Annotated in this window: 12 protein-coding genes; 9 read left to right on the forward strand and 3 right to left on the reverse strand. The window is 73.3% G+C overall.

Annotated elements, in window-relative coordinates; all coding sequences use genetic code 11:
- Positions 1 to 14 precede the first annotated feature (14 nt).
- Together M8J74_RS06715 and gnd are read right to left on the reverse strand one after the other, a co-directional pair.
- On the reverse strand, positions 15 to 497 hold the full coding sequence (locus M8J74_RS06715) for a hypothetical protein (RefSeq protein WP_249835527.1): 483 nt from the start codon (positions 495 to 497) through the stop codon (positions 15 to 17).
- Positions 498 to 543: 46 nt separating this feature from the next.
- A complete protein-coding gene (gene gnd / locus M8J74_RS06720) occupies positions 544 to 1,983 on the reverse strand; it encodes an NADP-dependent phosphogluconate dehydrogenase (protein WP_249835528.1) in 1,440 nt (479 codons plus the stop codon).
- Positions 1,984 to 2,160: 177 nt separating this feature from the next.
- Between gnd and M8J74_RS06725 the strand changes: the two genes are divergently transcribed.
- From M8J74_RS06725 to M8J74_RS06765, 9 genes are all read left to right on the forward strand, one after another.
- Positions 2,161 to 3,609 carry a glyceraldehyde-3-phosphate dehydrogenase gene (locus M8J74_RS06725; protein WP_308406013.1) on the forward strand — a complete coding sequence of 483 codons (1,449 nt, stop codon included), beginning with the start codon at positions 2,161 to 2,163 and terminating at the stop codon, positions 3,607 to 3,609.
- 101 nt (positions 3,610 to 3,710) lie between these two features.
- Positions 3,711 to 5,162, forward strand: a complete 1,452-nt coding sequence (locus tag M8J74_RS06730; RefSeq protein WP_249835529.1) for a purine-cytosine permease family protein — start codon at positions 3,711 to 3,713, stop codon at positions 5,160 to 5,162.
- 224 nt (positions 5,163 to 5,386) lie between these two features.
- A complete protein-coding gene (locus tag M8J74_RS06735) occupies positions 5,387 to 6,865 on the forward strand; it encodes an acyl-CoA carboxylase subunit beta (protein WP_249835581.1) in 1,479 nt (492 codons plus the stop codon).
- A gap of 104 nt (positions 6,866 to 6,969) precedes the next feature.
- Complete coding sequence (locus M8J74_RS06740; protein ID WP_249835530.1) at positions 6,970 to 8,691, forward strand: fatty acyl-AMP ligase; 1,722 nt, start codon at positions 6,970 to 6,972, stop codon at positions 8,689 to 8,691.
- Positions 8,688 to 12,650 (forward strand): type I polyketide synthase, encoded by a 3,963-nt coding sequence (locus M8J74_RS06745; RefSeq protein ID WP_249835531.1) that lies wholly within the window; start codon positions 8,688 to 8,690, stop codon positions 12,648 to 12,650. The genes M8J74_RS06740 and M8J74_RS06745 overlap by 4 nt, the downstream gene beginning before the upstream one ends.
- Positions 12,651 to 12,672: 22 nt before the next feature.
- Positions 12,673 to 13,617: an alpha/beta hydrolase gene (locus M8J74_RS06750; RefSeq protein WP_249835532.1), complete on the forward strand. Its 945-nt coding sequence runs from the start codon at positions 12,673 to 12,675 to the stop codon at positions 13,615 to 13,617.
- Between the two features lie 122 nt (positions 13,618 to 13,739).
- Positions 13,740 to 14,975 (forward strand): PucR family transcriptional regulator, encoded by a 1,236-nt coding sequence (locus tag M8J74_RS06755; protein ID WP_249835533.1) that lies wholly within the window; start codon positions 13,740 to 13,742, stop codon positions 14,973 to 14,975.
- 95 nt (positions 14,976 to 15,070) lie between these two features.
- Positions 15,071 to 15,712 (forward strand): cutinase family protein, encoded by a 642-nt coding sequence (locus M8J74_RS06760; RefSeq protein WP_249835534.1) that lies wholly within the window; start codon positions 15,071 to 15,073, stop codon positions 15,710 to 15,712.
- A 196-nt stretch (positions 15,713 to 15,908) separates the two neighbouring features.
- The gene (locus M8J74_RS06765) at positions 15,909 to 17,297 is read left to right on the forward strand and encodes an MFS transporter (protein WP_249835535.1); all 1,389 of its coding nucleotides are present in this window, start codon (positions 15,909 to 15,911) and stop codon (positions 17,295 to 17,297) included.
- A gap of 40 nt (positions 17,298 to 17,337) precedes the next feature.
- Here the strand turns inward: M8J74_RS06765 and M8J74_RS06770 are convergent, their stop codons facing one another.
- A complete protein-coding gene (locus tag M8J74_RS06770; protein WP_249835536.1) occupies positions 17,338 to 19,287 on the reverse strand; it encodes a helix-turn-helix domain-containing protein in 1,950 nt (649 codons plus the stop codon).
- Between the last annotated feature and the right edge of the window lie 27 nt (positions 19,288 to 19,314).

Genomic DNA, 19,314 nt, shown 5'->3' on the forward strand with positions numbered 1-19,314 from the left:
CGGGAGCAGGCGGTTCAGCGGGCCCAGAACGGCAGGGGGGCGCAGGTGTTCGCGCAGGTGTAGCCGCCGGGCATGAGCAGGCCCGCGTCGTCCTCGTTGTTGTCGCCGCCCGCGAAGTACACCTCGGGGACCCAGCCCCAGCGGCCGTTGTCGGCCACGGTGCTGCCCCACCAGTAGTTCTCGGCGGCGCCGTCCCGGAAGGTCTGGCCCTGCATCTCGGTGACGAACCAGTTCGCCGCGCCGCCCTGTTCGAGGTACCCGACGACCGGGGCGCCGGGTGAGCGGGAGGCGAACACCGGGACGTGGCCGCGGGTGAGGTTGCAGTGCAGGACGGTGGTGCCCGGCCAGACCCGGCCGGAGAGCGGGTCGGTGAGGTCCCGCTTGACGGGGCTGTGGCAGGGGACGTCGTCGGTGGCGTGGGCGGCGGGGGCGGTCAGGGCCGCCAGGGCGGCGAGCGCCGCGGCGGCCGTGAGGAGTCCGCGCTTGATGTGGATCATGCAGAACGGAACGACCCGTTCTGCCCGGGGGTCACGGCGGTGTGGGTCAGGCGGGGGTCTCGGGACGGCCGGGCGCGGCCCAGTGGGTGTGGAAGGCGCCGGGGCGGTCGGTGCGCAGATAGGTGTGGGCGCCGAAGTAGTCGCGCTGGCCCTGCAGAAGGGCGGCGGGCAGGCGGCCGGCGCGCAGGGTGTCGTAGTGGGCGAGCGCGGCGGAGAAGGCGGGGACGGGGATGCCGCGGCGGGCGGCGGAGGCGACGGTCTCGCGCCAGGGCACCTGCGCGTCGGTGATCTCCATGGCGAACTCCATCTCGCCGAGGAGGCTGACCAGTTCGCGGTCGGCGGCGTAGGCGGCGCGGATGCGGTCGAGGAAGGAGGCGCGGATGATGCAGCCGCCGCGCCAGATCTTCGCGACCGTGCCGAGGTCGATCTTCCAGCCGTACTCGGCGGCCGCGTCCTGGATCATCTTCAGCCCCTGGTCGTAGGCGATGACCTTGGAGGCGTACAGGGCGTGCTCGACCTGGGAGGCGAAGCGTTCGGCCTCGGTGCGGGTGAGCTGGGGGCGGGTGCCGCCGGGCAGCCCGGCGTAGGCGGCGCGCAGTTCGCTCTGGCCGGAGGCGGCGCGGGCGAAGGTGCCCTGGGCGATCGCGGTGACCGGTGAGGCGAGGTCGAGCGCGGTCTGCACGGTCCAGCGGCCGGTGCCCTTCTGGCCGGCGGCGTCGGCGACGACGTCGACGAAGGGGAGGCCGGTCTCGGCGTCGGTGTGGGCGAGGACGTCGGCGGTGATCTCCACCAGGTAGGAGCCGAGCCGGCCGCGGTTCCAGTGGCGGAAGACGTCCGCGATCTCGGCGGGCGTGTATCCGGCCACCTGCCGGAGCAGGTCGTAGGCCTCGGCGATGAGCTGCATGTCGGCGTACTCGATGCCGTTGTGGACCATCTTCACGAAGTGCCCGGCGCCGTCGCTGCCGATGTGGGCGGCGCAGGGCTCGCCGTCGACCTTCGCGCTGATCCGCTCGAACATCGGCCCGAGGACGTCGTACGCCTCCGCCGAGCCGCCGACCATGATCGACGGCCCCTCCAGCGCGCCCTCCTCGCCGCCGGAGACGCCGGTGCCGACGAAGTGGATGCCGCGCTCGCGCAGGGCCGCCTCGCGGCGGCGGGTGTCGGAGTAGTGCGCGTTGCCGCTGTCGATGATCATGTCGCCGGGCTCCAGGAGCGGGGCGAACTCGTCGATGACGGCGTCGGTGGCCGCTCCCGCCTGCACCATGATCATGAGGCGGCGGGGGCGTTCGAGGGCGGCGACGAACTCCTCGGCCGTCTCGGCGGGCACGAACGCGCCCTCGTCGCCGTAGACCTCGATCAGCGCGCGCGTGCGACCGGCCGAGCGGTTGTGGACGGCGACGGTGTAGCCGTTGCGGGCGAAGTTGCGCGCCAGGTTGCGGCCCATCACGCCCAGGCCGGTCACGCCGATGGCTGCGGTTGCGTTCATGGAGTTCGTCCCTCGATCGGAGCGGTGGCGGGGCGGGCGTGCCCCATGCCCGTCAGGTACGGACGGGCGGCCGGATCGTCTCGATGTCCGAGGCAAGCGGATGTGACGAACCCCGCTCAAACGATCGATCAACCAGGGTTTAACATATGAGCGCCGCCTAGCTCGAAAGATGGATCAGTGACTGCTGTCAACGACGACTCGTTCACCAACTGGAAGACCCGCGAGGAGATCGCGGAGTCGATGATCCCCCTCATCGGGAAGCTGCACCGCGAGCGGGACGTCACCGTCCTGCTGCACAGCCGCTCCCTGGTGAACAAGTCGGTGGTGAGCATCCTCAAGACCCACCGCTTCGCCCGGCAGATCGCCGGCACGGAACTGTCGGTCACCGAGACCATGCCGTTCCTGCAGGCGCTGACCGCGCTCGACCTCGGCCCCTCCCAGATCGACCTGGGCATGCTCGCCGCGACCTACCGGAGCGACGACCGCGGCCTGACGGTGGAGGCGTTCACCGCCGAGGCCGTCGCGGGTGCCACGGGCGCCAACAAGATCGAGCGCGGCGAGGGCCGGGACGTCGTCCTGTACGGCTTCGGCCGCATCGGCCGGCTCGTGGCCCGGCTGCTGATCGAGAAGTCGGGTTCGGGCAACGGCCTGCGGCTGCGCGCGATCGTGGTGCGCGGCGGCGGCGAGCAGGACATCGTCAAGCGGGCCTCGCTGCTGCGCCGGGACTCCATCCACGGCCAGTTCCAGGGCACCATCACCGTCGACGAGGCGTCCAGCACGATCTTCGCCAACGGCAACGCGATCAAGGTGATCTACGCGAACGACCCCTCCGAGGTCGACTACACCGCGTACGGCATCCGCAACGCGATCCTCATCGACAACACCGGCAAGTGGCGCGACCGCGAGGGCCTGTCCCAGCACCTGCGTCCCGGCATCGACAAGGTCGTGCTGACCGCGCCGGGCAAGGGCGACGTCCCCAACATCGTGCACGGCGTCAACCACGACACGATCAAGCCGGACGAGCAGATCCTGTCCTGCGCGTCCTGCACCACCAACGCGATCGTGCCGCCGCTGAAGGCCATGGACGACGAGTACGGCGTGCTGCGCGGCCACGTGGAGACGGTCCACTCGTTCACCAACGACCAGAACCTGCTGGACAATTACCACAAGGCCGACCGCCGCGGCCGCTCGGCGCCGCTGAACATGGTCATCACCGAGACCGGTGCCGCCTCCGCGGTGGCCAAGGCGCTGCCCGACCTCAAGGCGCGCATCACCGGCAGCTCGATCCGTGTGCCGGTCCCGGACGTCTCGATCGCGATCCTCAACCTGCAACTCGCCCGGGAGACGGACCGCGAGGAGGTCCTCGAGTACCTGCGCGACGTGTCGCTGACCTCGCCGCTCAAGCGCCAGATCGACTTCACCACCGCCCCCGACGCGGTCTCCAGCGACTTCATCGGCTCACGGCACGCCTCGATCGTGGACGCCGGCGCGACCAAGGTGGAGGGCGACAACGCGATCCTCTACCTCTGGTACGACAACGAGTTCGGCTACTCCTGCCAGGTGATCCGGGTCGTCCAGCACGTCTCCGGCGTCGAGTACCCGACGTTTCCGAGTCCGGCGGCCTGACCTGGGAACCCGTCTGGTCAAGGGTCGGCAATGCCACCTTTGGCCAGACCGTTCCAGGGAATGAATCCGGCCACAGAGTGGATCTGTTCTCTGGAGGCGCCGTGACCACATCATCGGAACCGCGGGTGCAGGGCCTGGAGATACGGTCGATCGACTACGTCCCGCTGGACGAGCGCCACGGCAAGCTGTGGCACCTCGGCCCGCTGTGGTTCATGTCGAACGCCCAGATCGCCACACTGGCCGTGGGCCTCATCAGCATCACCGAGGGCGGCAACCTCATCTGGTCGCTCATCGCGATCGTGGCGGGCACCGTCCTCGGCACCTTCTTCATGGCCTTCCACTCGGCCCAGGGCCCCCAGCTCGGCCTGCCGCAGATGATCCAGTCGCGGCCCCAGTTCGGCTACGTCGGCGCCCTGCTCGTGTGGCTGTTCGCGTACGTCCAGTACGCGGGCTTCAACGTCTTCAACACGATCCTCGCGGGCGAGGCCATGCACACCACCGTGCACGGCGGCGTGAAGCTGTGGGTGGTCGCCGTCACCGTGCTCGCCCTGGTGATCGCGCTGGTGGGCTACGACATCATCCACAAGGCCGAACGGTTCCTGACGTACACGTTCCTGGTCGTCTTCGGGATCTTCACCGTCGGGGTCCTGCTCACCCTGCACTACCCGGCCGGCTCCTTCGACCTCGGCGCCTTCAAGTGGACGCCGTTCCTGGCGCAGTTCGGCGTGGTCGCCGGCTACCAGATCAGCTGGGCGATCTACGTCTCCGACTACTCCCGCTACCTGCCGCCGAACGTCACCGTCCGCAAGACCTTCTACTGGACCTACTTCGGCTCCGCCCTCGGCGGCATCTGGCTGATGGTCCTGGGCGCCCTGCTCGCCGCCTGGGCGGGCAAGGACTTCGACACGATCAGGTCGATCAACGCGGCGGGCGACAAGGTGTTCAGCGGCTTCGGCGCGATCGTGCTGCTGTTCGCCGCGCTGGGCCTGGTCTCCGTCACCGCGCTGAACATGTACGGCGGCTCGCTCACCCTCATCAGTGCCATCGACTCCTTCAAGCGGGTGCGGCCCACCCTCGCCGTCCGCCTGGTCACCATCGGCCTCACCGCGGCCCTCTCCCTGGTCGGCGCGCTGGCCGCCACCTCCCACTTCCTGGAGAACTTCAACAACTTCCTGCTGCTGGTCCTCTATCTCTTCATCCCCTGGACCGCGGTGAACCTGATGGACTACTACGTGGTGCGCCGCGGCCACTACGCCATCGCCGAGATCTTCAACCCACGGGGCATGTACGGTCGTTGGGGCTGGCACGGCATCATCGCCTACCTGGTCGGCTTCGCCGTCATGATCCCGTTCTTCTCGGTCGGCACCCTCTACACCGGCCCGGTCGCCGACGCCCTCGGCGGCGCCGACATCTCGCTGTTCATCGGGCTGCCGGTCTCCGCGCTGCTGTACTGGTGGCTGACCCGCTCGATCGACGTGGCGGCCGAGCAGCGGGTGGCCCAGGCCGAGGCCCAGGCACTGGAGCTCGCGGCGCACGAGCATCGTGAGCCCTGAGACGCCCGCCTTGTCACCGCCGCACTAACAGCGTCGCCCGGGCACTCAACTCCCGCAAAACACACCCCTCGACCATCCCCTTCGCACGGGCGTCACTGCCATATTCGAAAGCCACTTCGGAGGTGGCTGTGACGCGAGAGGCGACGACATCCCGGGCCGAGGACACGGCGGCGCACGCCCCCGACCGCACCGCCGCGCGGCTCGCCGAGCTGGAGAGCCGCCGGATGCGGGCGGTGGCCCCGGGCGGCGCGAGACGCCGGGGGCTGCTCGGTGCGCGGGAGCGGATCGAACGGCTGCTGGACGCGGGCTCCTTCACCGAGACCGGTCTGTTCGTGCGGGCCCACCGGGCCGGGGACGGCGCCCGGCGCCCGTACGGGGACGGGGTGGTCACCGGGCACGGCACGGTCGACGGCCGTACCGTCTGCGTGTTCGCCCAGGACTCCACGGTCTTCGGCGGCAGCATGGGCGAGTCCTTCGGCGAGAAGACGGTGGCCCTGATGGACCTCGCACTGAAGATCGGCTGCCCGGTCGTCGGGCTCAACGACGGCGGCGGGGCCCGCATCCAGGAGGGCGTCGCCTCCCTCGCCCTCTACGCCGAACTCGTGCGCCGCAACGTCCGGGCCTCCGGGGTCGTCCCGCAGATCTCCGTCGTCCTCGGCCCCTGCGCGGGAGGCGCCGCCTACTCCCCTGCGATCACCGACCTCACGGTGATGGTGGACGGCGCCTCCCACATGTTCGTCACCGGCCCCGACGTCATCGAGGCCGTCACCGGCGAGCGCACCAGCGCCGAGGAGCTGGGCGGCGCCCGCACCAGCAACACCGTCAACGGCAACGCGCACTTCCTCGCCGCCGACGAGGAGGACGCCCTGGACACCGTGCGCGACCTGCTGTCGTACCTGCCCGCCAACAACCTCGAACGGCCCCCGGAGTACGCCCCGGGCTGCGCGCGCGACGGCGCCTGGCTGGACGAGGTCGTGCCCGACCGGCCGGACCAGGCCTACGACATGCGGGACGTCCTGCACACGGTCGTGGACGACGGCGAACTCCTGGAGGTCCAGGCCCTGTTCGCGCCCAACATCATCTGCGCGCTGGCCCGGGTCGAGGGCCGCTCCGTCGGCGTCGTCGCCAACCAGCCCCTGCACGCGGCCGGTGTGCTGGACATCGACGCCTCGGAGAAGGCCGCCCGCTTCGTACGGTTCTGCGACGCGTTCGGCATCCCGCTGCTGACCTTCGCTGACGTGCCGGGCTACCTGTCCGGCGTCCGCCAGGAGCAGGCGGGGATCATCCGCCGGGGCGCCAAACTGCTGTACGCGTACGCCGAGGCGACCGTCCCGAAGGTCACCGTCGTGGTCCGCAAGGCCTACGGCGGCGGCTACGCGGTGATGGGCTCCAAGCACCTGGGCGCGGACGTCAACCTCGCCTGGCCCACGGCCCGCATCGCCGTGATGGGCGCCGAGGGCGCCGTCGGCATCCTGCACCGGCGCGAACTCGCCGCCGCGGCCGACCCCCAGGCACTGCGCGCCCGACTCGTCGCGGCGTACGAGAGCACCCACGGCACGCCGTATCTCGCCGCCGAGCGCGGCTACATCGACGCGGTCATCGCCCCGCGCGAGACCCGCGAGCAGGTCTGCCGCGCGCTGCGGACCTTGCGCGGCAAGCGTGCCCCGATGCCGGAGCGCCGGCACGGCAACATCCCCCTCTGAAGCCGCTGAACTCGCTGAGTATGTGCGGCCCCTGCCCTCTCTGATCCCGCGCACCGCTCCCACCGCCGCGCCCCACACGCCGACCACGTCAGGAGCCATGCCCGATGGACAGCCGCCGTCCCCCGCACGCGCCCGCCCACCGCAGCCTGCCCGCATGCGTGCGGCACTGGGCCGAGACCACCCCGGACCGCCGGGCGTTCACCTACGTCGACCATCCCGCGCCCGGCTCCCGCGGCGTCCACCGCACGCTGACCTGGCGGCGCCTGGACCTGCGGGTGCGCGCCCTGGCCGCCCGGCTCGCCGAGGACGCCGGACCGGGCGACCGGGTGGCGCTGCTGTGTCCGCAGGGCACGGAGTACGTCACCGCCTTCCTCGCCGCGCTCACCGCCGGTCTGGTCGCCGTACCCCTGTATCCGCCGGACCTGCCGGGGCACGGCGGCCGGCTCGCGGCCGTGCTCGCCGACGCGCGTCCGGCGGTCGTGGTGACCACCAGCCCGGCCGCCGGCATGGTGCGGGACTTCTGCGCGGACACCGGGGCCCGCGTCGTCGTCGCGGACCAGGTGCCCGACGCGGCCGCGGAGGGATGGCAGCCGTCGACGACGCCGGAGTCGGCGGTCGCGTACCTGCAGTACACCTCCGGCTCCACCCGCACCCCGGCGGGCGTGGAGATCACCCACGCCAACGTCGTCGCCAACGCCCACCAGGCGCTGACCGCCTACGGCGCCGACACCGAACCGTTGACCTGCGTGGGCTGGCTGCCGCTCTACCACGACATGGGGCTGGTGCTGAGCGTGGCAGCCCCGGTGGTGCGCGGGCTGCTGTCGGTGCTGATGGATCCGGCGGCGTTCCTGCACGAGCCGGTGCGCTGGCTGCGGCTGCTGGCCGCGCATCCGCGCGCGGTGAGCGCGGCACCCAACTTCGCCTACGACTACTGCGCCGCCGCCGTCACCGAGGCGCAGAAGGCGGATCTGCGGCTGGCCGGCGTCGCCGCGCTGATCAACGGCAGCGAGCCGGTACGCCCGGGCACCGCGGACCGCTTCCACGCCGCCTTCGCCGCCCAGGGGCTCGATCCGGCGACGCACTGCCCGTCGTACGGGCTGGCCGAGGCCACCGTCTTCGTCAGCGCCGCCCGGCCTGGCCGGCCGCCGCAGCGTTTCGCCCTGGACCGGGACGCCCTGGCGGCCGGCAAGGCGCTGCCCGCGCGGCCCGACGACCCCAGGGCCGTGCTGCTCGCGGGCTGCGGCACTCCGGCGGGCCAGCGGGTGCGCATCACCGATCCGGTGACGGACGCCGTCCTGTCCGAGGGCGAGGTCGGCGAGATCCGCGTCCAGGGGCCGAACGTCGGGCGCGGCTACTGGAACCAGGAGGAGCACAGCCGGCGCGTCTTCGGCCCCGGCGGCTGGCTGCGCACCGGGGACCTCGGGACCCTGCTGGACGGGCAGTTGCTCGTCACCGGCCGGCTGAAGGACCTCATCGTGGTCGACGGCCGCAACCACTACCCGCAGGACGTGGAGGCCACCGCCCAGGACGCCCACCCGGCGCTGCGGCCCGACCGGCTCGCCGCCTTCGGCACACCGGGGGACCCGGGCGAGCGGGCGGTCGTCGTCGCCGAGCACGTGCGCGGCACCTCCCTGGCCGAGATCGACGTACCGGCCCTGGTGGCGGCCGTGCGCGCGGCCGTGTCGGCCCGGCACGGGCTGCGGCTGGCCGACGTCGTCCTCGTGCCCCCGGGCACCGTGCCGCGGACCTCCAGCGGCAAGGTGTCGCGGGCGTTGACCCGTGAGCGCTATCTGGCGGGCGCGTACCCGGCCGAGGGGGTGCGGTGAGCGCCGTCGACGAACGGGCGGTGCGCCGGCTGATCGCCCGGCGGGTGGCCGAGTGGGGCGGCACGGAGGCCGAACACGCCCCGATGGACCGCCCGTTGGCGGATCTCGGCATGTCCTCGCGGGACGCCGTGACGCTCGCCGGGGAACTGTCGGTCCTGGCGAGGCGCGAGCTGCCGGCCACGCTGGTGTGGGAGGCGCCGACCGGGGAGGCGCTCGTTGCGCGGCTGTGCGGCCCCCGGGCAGCGGCCGCCGCGCCGGTCCCGCGGGAGACGGCCGCCGCCCCGGCCTCGTTGCCGTCGATCTCCGGGGAGCCCGTGGCGGTCGTCGGTGTCGGCTGCCGGCTGCCCGGCGGGGTGCACGGCCCGGACGACTACTGGCGGCTGCTGTGCGAGGGCGCCGACGCGATCCGCCGGGTGCCCGAGGACCGCTGGCGCGACTTCACCGCCTTCCCGCCCGCCGACGCACTCCCCTACGGCGGCTACCTGGACGACATCGCCGGGTTCGACGCGGAGTTCTTCCGCGTCACCCCGCGCGAGGCCGCCGTGATGGACCCGCAGCAGCGGATCCTGCTGGAGGTCGTCCAGGAGACGCTCGACCACGCCGCCGTCCCGGCCACCTCCCTGGCCGGCACCAACACCGGTGTCTTCGTGGGGGTTTCGGCACCCGAGTACGGCGGGCTCACCGGCGCCGACACGAAGACGGTCGACCCGTGGGCCCCGGCGGGCGCCGCGCTCAGTGTGACCGCGGGGCGCCTGGCGTACGTGCTGGACACCCGGGGGCCCAGCATGGCCGTCGACACCGCCTGCTCGTCGTCGCTGGTCGCCGTGCACCACGCGTGTGTGAGCCTGCGGACGGGCGAGAGCGACACGGCGATCGCCGCCGGAGTCAACCTGCTGCTCTCCCCCACCGTCACCGTCGCGTTCCGGCGGGCGGGCGCCCTGGCCCCGGACGGGCGCTGCAAGCCGTTCTCCGCGGGGGCGGACGGCATCGGGCGCGGCGAGGGCTGCGCCGCCGTGCTGCTGAAACGGCTGTCGGACGCCGAACGGGACGGCGACCGCGTGCTGGCCGTCATCAGGGCGACGGCCGTCAACTCAGACGGCCGCTCCAACGGCCTGCTGGCCCCCAACCCGGCCGCCCAGCAGGCCCTGTTGACCACCGCGTACGCGCGTGCCGGTGTCCGGCCGGCGCACGTCGACCACGTCGAGGCGCACGGCACCGGCACCCCGCTCGGCGACCCGATCGAGGCGGGCGCGCTGGCGGCGGTCCTCGGCGCGGACCGCGACCCCGACCAGCCGCTGCTGCTGGGCTCGGTCAAGGGCAACCTCGGTCATCTGGAGTCGGCGGCGGGCATCGCCGGGCTGGTCAAGACGGTCCTCGCCCTGCACCACGACCTCGTCCCGCCGTCCCTGCACTGCGCGGACGGCAGCGCCCTGGGCGGCGTACCGCTGCGGGTGGTGACCGAGCCGGAACCCTGGCCGCGCTACGGCGGCACGGCCGTGGCGGGCGTCTCCGGGTTCGGATTCGGCGGCACCAACGCCCATGCGGTGCTGGAGGAATGGCGTCCCGCGCCCACTCCGCCCGCCCGCAGTCGGGCGGCCTTGCTGCATGTGCTGTCCGACCTCGACGGCGAACGGCTCCGGGACACCGCGTCGCGGCTGGCCGACTGGCTGCGCACTCCCGCGGGCGCCGGGGCGCACCCGGCCGACGTCGCGCGCACGCTCGCGGGGCGGACCGGCCGGGGACCCGTGCGGGCCGCGGTCGTCGCCCGTGACCGGGCCGAACTCGTCGAGACGCTGGACGCGTTGGGTTCCGGGAGGGCGCATCACGGGGTGGTGACCGAGGACCGGGACCGTGTCGGGCGCGGGCCGGTGTGGGTCTTCTCCGGGTACGGCAGCCAGTGGGCCGGCATGGGGCGCCGGCTGCTCTCCGAGGAGCCCGCCTTCGCCGCGGCCGTGGAGAAGACGGATGCCCAACTCGCCGCCGAGTGCGGGTTCTCCCTCTACGACCACCTCGCCTCCGGCGGTGACCTGGAACGCCTGGAGGTCGCCCAGCCCGTGCTGTTCGGGGTCCAGGTGGCCCTCGCCGAGCTGTGGCGTGCCCACGGCGTCGAACCCGCCGCGGTCATCGGCCACTCCATGGGCGAGGTCGCGGCGGCGGTGTGCTCGGGTGCCCTGGACCTGTCGGACGGGGCGCGGGTCGTCGCCGTAAGGGCGCGGCTGCTCGGTCGGCTGCGGGGCGGCGCGATGGCCGTGGTCGACCTCGACGAGAGCGAAGTCGCCGCGCTGCCACGGGACTTCCCCGGTGTTCATGTCGCCGTGCACTCCTCACCCGGCCGGCAGGTCGTCACCGGCGAGGAGGAGGCGGTGGCCCGGCTCGTGCGGCGGCTGCGGGACGAGGGCCGGGCCGTCAGGGCGATGAAGGTCGTCGGCGCCGGTCACTCCCCGCAAGTCGACCCGCTGCTGGTCGAGTTGGCGGAGCAGCTGGCCGATGTCCGGGGCAGGCGGTCGCGCGTTCCCGTCTACTCCACCGTCCTGGACGACCCGCGTGGGGAGAGCGTCTTCGACGCCGCCCACTGGGTGGCGAACCTGCGGCGCCCGGTCCGGCTGGACCGGGCCGTCGCGTCGGCCGCGGCCGACGGTCACACCGCCTTCGTCGAGATCTCGCCCCACCCGGTGCTGCTGGGGGCCCTCACCGGGTCCGCGCCCGGCGCGCTGGCCCTGGGCACGCTCCACCGCGACGCCGACGACTCGGCCGCCTTCCTCGGCCGGCTGGGCGCCCTGTACACGGCGGGCCTGCGGCTGCCGCTTCCGCCCGGGCGCGTCATCGACCTGCCCGCGCCCCGCTGGCGGCATGTGCGGCACTGGTGGACGGACGGGCGGACGGCGGCCCCCGCGACGCCGAAGCAGGAGCCCGCTGAGGCCGACGACTCCGTCACCGCCCGCCTGCGCCACCACATCGCGACCGTCACCGGGCATGCGCCGGCCCGCCTCACTTCCGCCACCCGACTGGCCGACCTGGGACTGGACTCGCTGATGGCCGTCCGCGTCCGCACCGCGCTGGAGCGCGAGTTCGGGACCGAACTGCCGCTGCGCGACCTGATGGGCGCCGCCTGCCTCGGCGATCTCGCCGACCGCCTCCGACAAGCCGTCCCCAAGGGGGAGTTCGCGCCGCTGCGTCCCCTGAACACCACCGGCTCCGGGACCCCGCTCTTCCTGGTCCACGCGGCAGGCGGGACGAGCGACGTCTACCGGACGCTCGCCGAACGCCTCGGCGACGACCGGCCGGTGTACGGCCTCGACCGGATCGAAGAAGCCCGTACGGTCACCGAGAAGTCCCGCCGCTACGCCCAGGTCATCACCGCCGCCCGCCCGAACGGGCCGCTGCTGCTGGGCGGTTGGTCCTTCGGCGGGTTCGTCGCGCAGGAGACGGCACGGCAGCTGACGGCCGCCGGGCGCGAGGTGGGGCTGGTGGTGCTCATCGACTCCGTACGGCCCCTCCCCCGGCCCGACCGGCTCCGCACCCGTCTGACGGGCTTCGCGGCCCACGTCGCCGATGTCTACGGAGTGCGGCTGGAGCTGCCGTACGACGAACTCGTCGCGGTGGAGGACGACGGTGAGCGCATCGACATCGTGCTGCGGGCGCTGCGCGCGGCCGCCGAGGTGCCGGGCGCCGCGCTGGAGCACCAGCGCGCCTCCTACCTGGACCTGCGGATCGGCGAGGCGCACCGGCCGCGGCACTACGACGGCCGCGTGGTGCTGTACCGGGCGACCGAGCCGGCGCCGCACACCGTGCGCGACCCGGCCTACGAACGCGACGACGCGGCGCTCGGCTGGGACGAGGTGTGTCCGCGACTGACCGTCGTACCGGTCGCGGGGCACCATCTGTCGCTCCTCGACCCGCCCCACGTCGACGAACTCGCCGCACGGCTGCGGCGGGAGTTCGCCGCGCAGGTCCGCTGAACCCGAGACCCGAGGAGCCGCCATGTCCCACCCGCACCGCCCCGCCGCAGTGTCCCGACGCACCGTCGCCAAGGCCGCCGCGGTCACCGGGCTGGCCGCGCTCTTCGGCGCCGCGACCGGCACCGCGCGGGCCGCCACCCGTCTGACGGCCCGCACCCTCGACGTGTCGGTCCCCTCCGCCGCGCTGGGCCGCGGCGCACCCGTACGGCTGATCCTGCCGTCGGGCTTCGACACCCAGCCCGGACGGACCTACCCGGTGCTGTACCTGCTGCACGGCGCCCACGACGACTACACGTCCTGGACGAGGGAGACGGACATCGAGGCCTTCACCGAGGGCCGGAACCTGATCGTGGCGATGCCGGACGCGGGGCCCACGGGCATTCCCACGGCCTGGCGGGGCGGCCCAGACTACGAGACCTTCCAGCTCTCGGAGGTGCCGGCGCTGCTCGCCCGCGACTACCGGGCCTCCGCGGTGCGGGCCGTCGCCGGCGTCTCCACCGGCGGCTACGGCGCCATGGCCCACGCGGCCCGCCATCCGGGCGTGTTCACGGCCGCGGCCTCCTACAGCGGCATCCTCGACACCACCTTCCCCGGCGTGCCCACGCTCGTCGACGCGATCGTGGCCCGCGAGAACCTCGCCCCCCTGTCCCTGTGGGGCAACCCGATACTGGACCTGCTCACCTGGCAGAACTTCAACCCCCGGGCCCGCGCGCAGGGGCTGCGCGGCACGCCCCTGTACGTCTCCAGCGGCAGCGGCGTGCTGGGCGGCATCGGCGACTGGCTGCCCGAGGCGCTGGAGAGCACACTGTGGCCGTCGGCCCACAGCTTCACCGACACCCTCGACCGGCTCGGCATCGCCGTGACGAAACACTTCTACGCGGGCGGCGGACACAGCTGGCCGTACTGGAAGCAGGAGTTCACCGCGTCGTGGCCGATGCTCGCCCGTGCGCTCGGGGTGCCGGAGTGATGTCGGTGCCGTCGGGGCACGGAACGGAGCGCAGGGGACGTCCGTCCAACACCGGACACACCCCGCGTCCCACGGGCAACAGCCCGCGGGTGAGCCGGATCCGGGTGAAAGGAGTGACCTCGATGGCCGTCCCCACCCCCCACGACGGGCCGGCCGGGCGGGCGACGCCCCTGCTTCCGCCCGATCTGGCCGACGTGCTGCGCTCCCGGCTCGAGGCGGTCGCCGACGAGGTGGAGGAGGAGGTCCGCAGACAGGTCCCCGAGTACGCGGGCCCGGCGGACGGCGCCTACACCAGGAACCTGCGGGCCGGCGTGGTGCAGGCCCTGACCCTGTTCGTCGACCACATCGCCGACCCCCGCGGTCCGGGCGACGCGATCGCGGCGACGTACTACGAACTCGGGCGCGGCGAGGCCCTGGTGGGCCGCAGCCTGGACGCGCTGCAGTCCGCGCTGCGGATCGGCGGGCTGCACGCCTGGCGGCTGATGGGCCGCACCGTGGAGGAACTCGGCCTGGACTCCCAGGTGGTGGCCGCGCTGGGCGAGCTCGCCTTCCGGACCGTGCACGAGGTCGCCGAGGCGGCCGCCGAGGGCTACGCGGACGCCCGGCTGCGCAGCACCGACGAGCTGGAGCGGCGGCGCCGCCGCTTGCTGGACCTGCTGCTGGGCGAGGGGCCGGTGCCGGTGGAGGCCGTGCACGAACTGGCGCACGGGGCACGGTGGACCGTGCCACGGTACGTGGCCGTCGTCGCGCTCGCCGCCGCCGGCGAACGGAGCGCGGACGACCGGCCGCTCGCGGCCGCCGGGGCGCTGGTGGACATGGGGGCGCGGCCGCCGCGGATGCTGGTGCCCGATCCGGACGGCTCGGGCCGCTTCGCCGGGCGCGCCTTCGCGCTCGCCCTGCGCGGCCGGCCCGCGGCGATCGGACCGACGGTGCCGCTCGCCGAGGCCGCGCGCTCGCTGCGCTGGGCGTCGCTGGCGCTGGGGCTGATGGGCCGGGGCATCCTGCCCCGGCAGGGGGCGGTGCGGTGCGACGAGCACCTGTCGACCCTGCTGCTGCACAGCGACGAGCCGCTGCTCGTCCAGCTCCGGGCGCGCGCCCTCGCACCGCTGGAGCGGGTCTCCGAGGGCCAGCGCGCCCGGCTCACGGAGACCCTGCTGGCCTGGCTGCTCAGCGGCAGCAACGTCCCCGACGTCGCCACCCGGCTGCACGTCCACCCGCAGACGGTCCGCTACCGGATGCGGCAACTGGAGAAGGTCTTCGGCGACGCTCTGCACGACCCGGACACCCGGCTGGAGATGATTCTCGCACTGCGTTCCGCGGACCCCGTCCGCACGCAACAAAAGCAGGGGAATTTCTGAATTCCCGGCAATAACACCCCGTCACCGAACGCGAATACGTTCGGGGGGTCCTTTTCCCCAGGCGCGCCAACGCGCCCGACCCGCAAAGGATCCCCATGCGTATCCGCTTGTGCCTCGCCGCGCTCTCCCTCGTCGGAGGGGCCGGACTCACCACGCTCTCGGCGCCCGCCGCATCGGCCGCCACCTGCTCGGACATCGACGTCGTCGCGGCCCGCGGCACGTTCGAGCTGGGCACCCTGGGCGCGATCGTCGGCGACCCCGTGTATGCGGCGCTGCAGCAGAAACTGACCGGCCGGAATCTCTCCGGCTACAAGGTGAACTACCCGGCCGACCTTTCTCCCACGTCGGCGGCGCAGGGAAACGCGGACCTCGTTCGTCACGTCAGCGCTCAGGCGGCGGCCTGCCCGAACCAGCGTTTTGTTCTCGTCGGCTATTCGCAGGGCGCGAACGTGGTCGACAACTCCATCGGCGTCAGCAGCGACGGCGCGGTCGTGGGCAGCCCCATCGTGGCCACGCTTCCGGCCGCCGTGGCACCGAGAGTGGCGGCGGTGCTGCTGTTCGGCAATCCGATCCGGGCCCTGGGCAAGAGCGTCACCGGCCCCTACCAGAGCCGCACCCTCGACTTCTGCGCCAAGGGCGACCCGATCTGCGAGAACGGCGGCGGCGACGTCCTGGCCCACCTCGGTTACACCGCCGATGCGGGCGCGGCGGCCGACTTCGCGGCGACGAAGGTCTGACGGGCGGCGCCGGCACGGTCGTCTTCGCGCCATGTGCGGAGGCGGCCGTGGGGCACGGCCGGGATGGCCTTCATGGAGGTTGCGCGGATACCTCGCCACCGAACTATGTAGCCCCACCACATGTGCGCCCGACGTGCGTGTTCCTACGGTGTGCCGACACGTACCCGTCCCCATCGCACACGAGGAAGTGGCGCACATGGCCTCCGCAGCAGCATCCGCTCCACCGACCCCCGCCAACCTCAAGCGCATCGTCGCCGCCAGTCTGATCGGCACCACGATCGAGTGGTACGACTTCTTCCTCTACGGTTCCGCCGCCGCGCTCGTTTTCAACAAGCTGTTCTTCCCGGACTCCGACCCGCTGGTCGGCACGCTGCTGTCGTTCCTGACGTACGCCGTCGGTTTCGCGGCCCGGCCGCTGGGCGCCCTGGTCTTCGGGCACTACGGGGACCGGATCGGGCGCAAGAAGCTGCTGGTGCTGAGTCTGCTGATGATGGGCGGGGCGACCTTCGCGATCGGTCTGCTGCCCACGCACGCGACCGTCGGCAGCGCCGCTCCGGTGCTGCTGACGACGCTGCGGCTGGTCCAGGGCTTCGCGCTCGGCGGCGAGTGGGGCGGCGCGGTGCTGCTGGTGTCCGAGCACGGCGACGCGCGGCGGCGCGGCTTCTGGGCCTCGTGGCCGCAGACCGGCGCACCTGCCGGGCAGTTGCTGGCCACCGGTGTGCTGTCCCTGCTGACGGCCCTGCTGTCGGACGCCGCCTTCGGATCGTGGGGCTGGCGGATTCCGTTCCTGCTCTCCGGTGTCCTGGTGGTCGTCGGTCTGTGGATCCGGCTGTCCGTCGACGAGTCGCCGGTGTTCAAGGAGGCGCTGGCGCAGGCCGAGGCCCGCAAGGCGGCCCGCAACGGCGAGGCGGAGAAGCTGCCGCTGGTGTCGGTGCTGCGCCACCACTGGCGGGACGTGCTGGTCGCGATGGGCGCACGCATGGCCGAGAACATCAGCTACTACGTCATCACCGCGTTCATCCTCGTCTACGCCACCACCTCGGCCGGCGTCTCCAAGCAGACCGCGCTGAACGCGGTGCTCATCGCCTCGGCCGTGCACTTCGCGGTCATCCCTGCGTGGGGCGCCCTGTCGGACCGCGTCGGACGGCGGCCGGTGTACCTGCTGGGCGCGGTGGGCGTCGGGCTGTGGATGTTCCCCTTCTTCTCCCTCGTCGACACGGGCGGTTTCGGCGCCCTGGTCCTCGCCGTCACGGTGGGCCTGATCCTGCACGGCGCCATGTACGCGCCCCAGGCGGCCTTCTTCTCCGAGATGTTCGCGACCCGGATGCGCTACTCGGGTGCCTCCATCGGCGCCCAGTTCGCCTCCGTCGCCGCGGGCGCGCCGGCCCCGCTGATCGCCACCGCGCTGCTGGCCGACTACGACAGCTCCACCCCGATCGCGCTGTACGTCGTCGCCGCGGCCGTCCTGACGGTGATCGCCGTGCTCGCGGCCAAGGAGACCCGCCACCGGGACCTGGCCGACGTCGAGCCGTCCGTGGGCGCGGAGGCCTCGGCGGTTCCGGCGGCGGACGCGCGCACCGTCTGAGCGGACGGCACCGGCCCCCGTACGCCCGCGCGTACGGGGGTCAGTGCTGTGCCGGTGCGGACAACCGGTGCAGCCGCAGGGCGAGTTGTATCTCCAGGGCGCGGGCGGGGTCCTGCCAGTCGTCGCCGAGGAGCCGGCCGACGCGCTCCAGGCGCTGGGCGACGGTGTTGACGTGGACGTGCAGCGCGTCCTTGGTGCGGGCCGGGCTCATGCCGCAGGTGAAGTAGGCGTCCAGGGTGCGCACCAGGTCGGTGCCGCGGCGTTCGTCGTAGGCGACGACCTGGCCGATGGTGCGGTCGACGAAGCCGGCGATGTCCCGGTCGCCCGCCAGCAGCAGGCCGAGGAAGCCGAAGTCCTCGGCGGCGGCACCGTCACCGGCGCGGCCCAGCAGGCGCAGGGCCTCCAGGCAGCGCCGGCCCTCGGCGTAGCCGGCGGCCACGTGGTCGGGGTGGGCGGCGAGGTCCCGGACGGGGGCGGAGGCGCCGACGGTGACCGGTTCGTGGACGGCGCTGCCCAGTTGTCGGGCGGTGCGGCGGGCCAGGCCGGTCGCGGTCTCCCCGGCGGTGAGGGGCAGCAGCAGGACGGTGCCGCCGTCGCGGGCGGCGGCCAGGCCGTGCCGGGTCGCGGCGAGGTGGGAGGCGGCGGCTCCCAGGCGTCTGCGGGCGGCCGCCTCCTGCTCGGCGTCGGCGGCGGGGCCGTCGAGGCGGGCGGCGAGGACGACATGGGTGGAGTCGAGGTCGGCGTGCAGCCGGCAGGCACGCTCGCGCAGCAGCCGCGGGTCACGGTCGCGGGCGTCGAGCAGGTCGTCCAGGAGTTCGCCGCGGACGCGCTGCTCGGCGTCGGCGGCGGAGCGTCTGGCCAGCAGGAGCAGCGAGGTGACCATCGCGGCCCGCTCCAGGGTGAGCTGGTCGACGGGGTCGAGGCCGGGGTGGCCGTGCAGCACGAGAGCGCCGAGCAGTTCGCCGCCGGCGGTGACGGCGGCGATCCAGTCGTCCGCGTGCCGTACGGCGTGGCCCTCCGCACGGGAGGCCTCCAGGGGCGCCGCGGCGGTGTCGGCGGCTTCGGTGAACTCGACCGTGCCGTCGAGGACCTGGGAGACGGCCGCGGCCACGTCGTGCACCCCGCCGCCGCGCAGCACGAGCTCGGCGAGCCGGTCGTGGACGTCGGAGGCACGCTCGATGACCGCGCTGCGGTCCCGGATGATCTCGTTGGCCCGCTCCAGGCCGGCGAGGGCCGAGCGGGTCTCGGTGAGCAGGTTGGCGGTGTCGATGGCGGCCGCGGCCAGTGCGGCGAAGGAGCCCAGCAGGGCGATCTGCTCGCGTTCGAAGACGCGGGCGCGCCGGTCGGCGGCGAAGAGCACGCCGATCACGTGGTGGCCCAGCGTCAGGGGCACGCCGAGGATGGCGACCAGGCCCTCGTCGCGGACACCGGCGTCGATCGTGCGGGTGTGCTGGAAGCGGGCGTCCTTGAAGTAGTCGTCGGTGACGTAGGGGCGGGCGGTCTGGGCCACCAGCCCGCCGAGGCCCTCCCCCATGCCGAGCCGCAGCTGCTGGAAGCGGGCGGCGACCGAACCCTCGGTCACCCGCATGTAGGTGTCGCCGCGCTCGGGGTCGTTCAGGCTCAGGTAGGCGACGTCCGTGCCCAGCAGCGAGCGGGCGCGCTGCACGATCGCCTTGAGGACCGCGTCCAGGTCGCGCAGTCCCGCGAGGTCGTGGGCGGTCTCGAAGAGTGCCGACAGCTCGGCCTCGCGGCGGCGCCGGCCCTCCAGCTCCGCGCGCACCCGCAGGGCGAGCGCCTTGGCCCGCTCCAGCCCGCCGATCGTCTCGGCGGGCCGTCCCTCGGCGCGGGCCAGCAGCACCGGCTGCTCGTAGGCGTCGGCCGACGCTCCCCTGGCCAGCAGCTCCAGGAACGGCGTCTCGACGCCGGTGGGCGCGGCGGGCGGCGCTTCGGCGGTGGAGCGCTCGGCGGACTGCACGTGATCGCGGGACATGCTCACAGCATCACCCATCGCACGGCC

The organism is Streptomyces panaciradicis (assembly GCF_023516615.1).
GTDB classification, from domain to species: domain Bacteria; phylum Actinomycetota; class Actinomycetes; order Streptomycetales; family Streptomycetaceae; genus Streptomyces; species Streptomyces panaciradicis.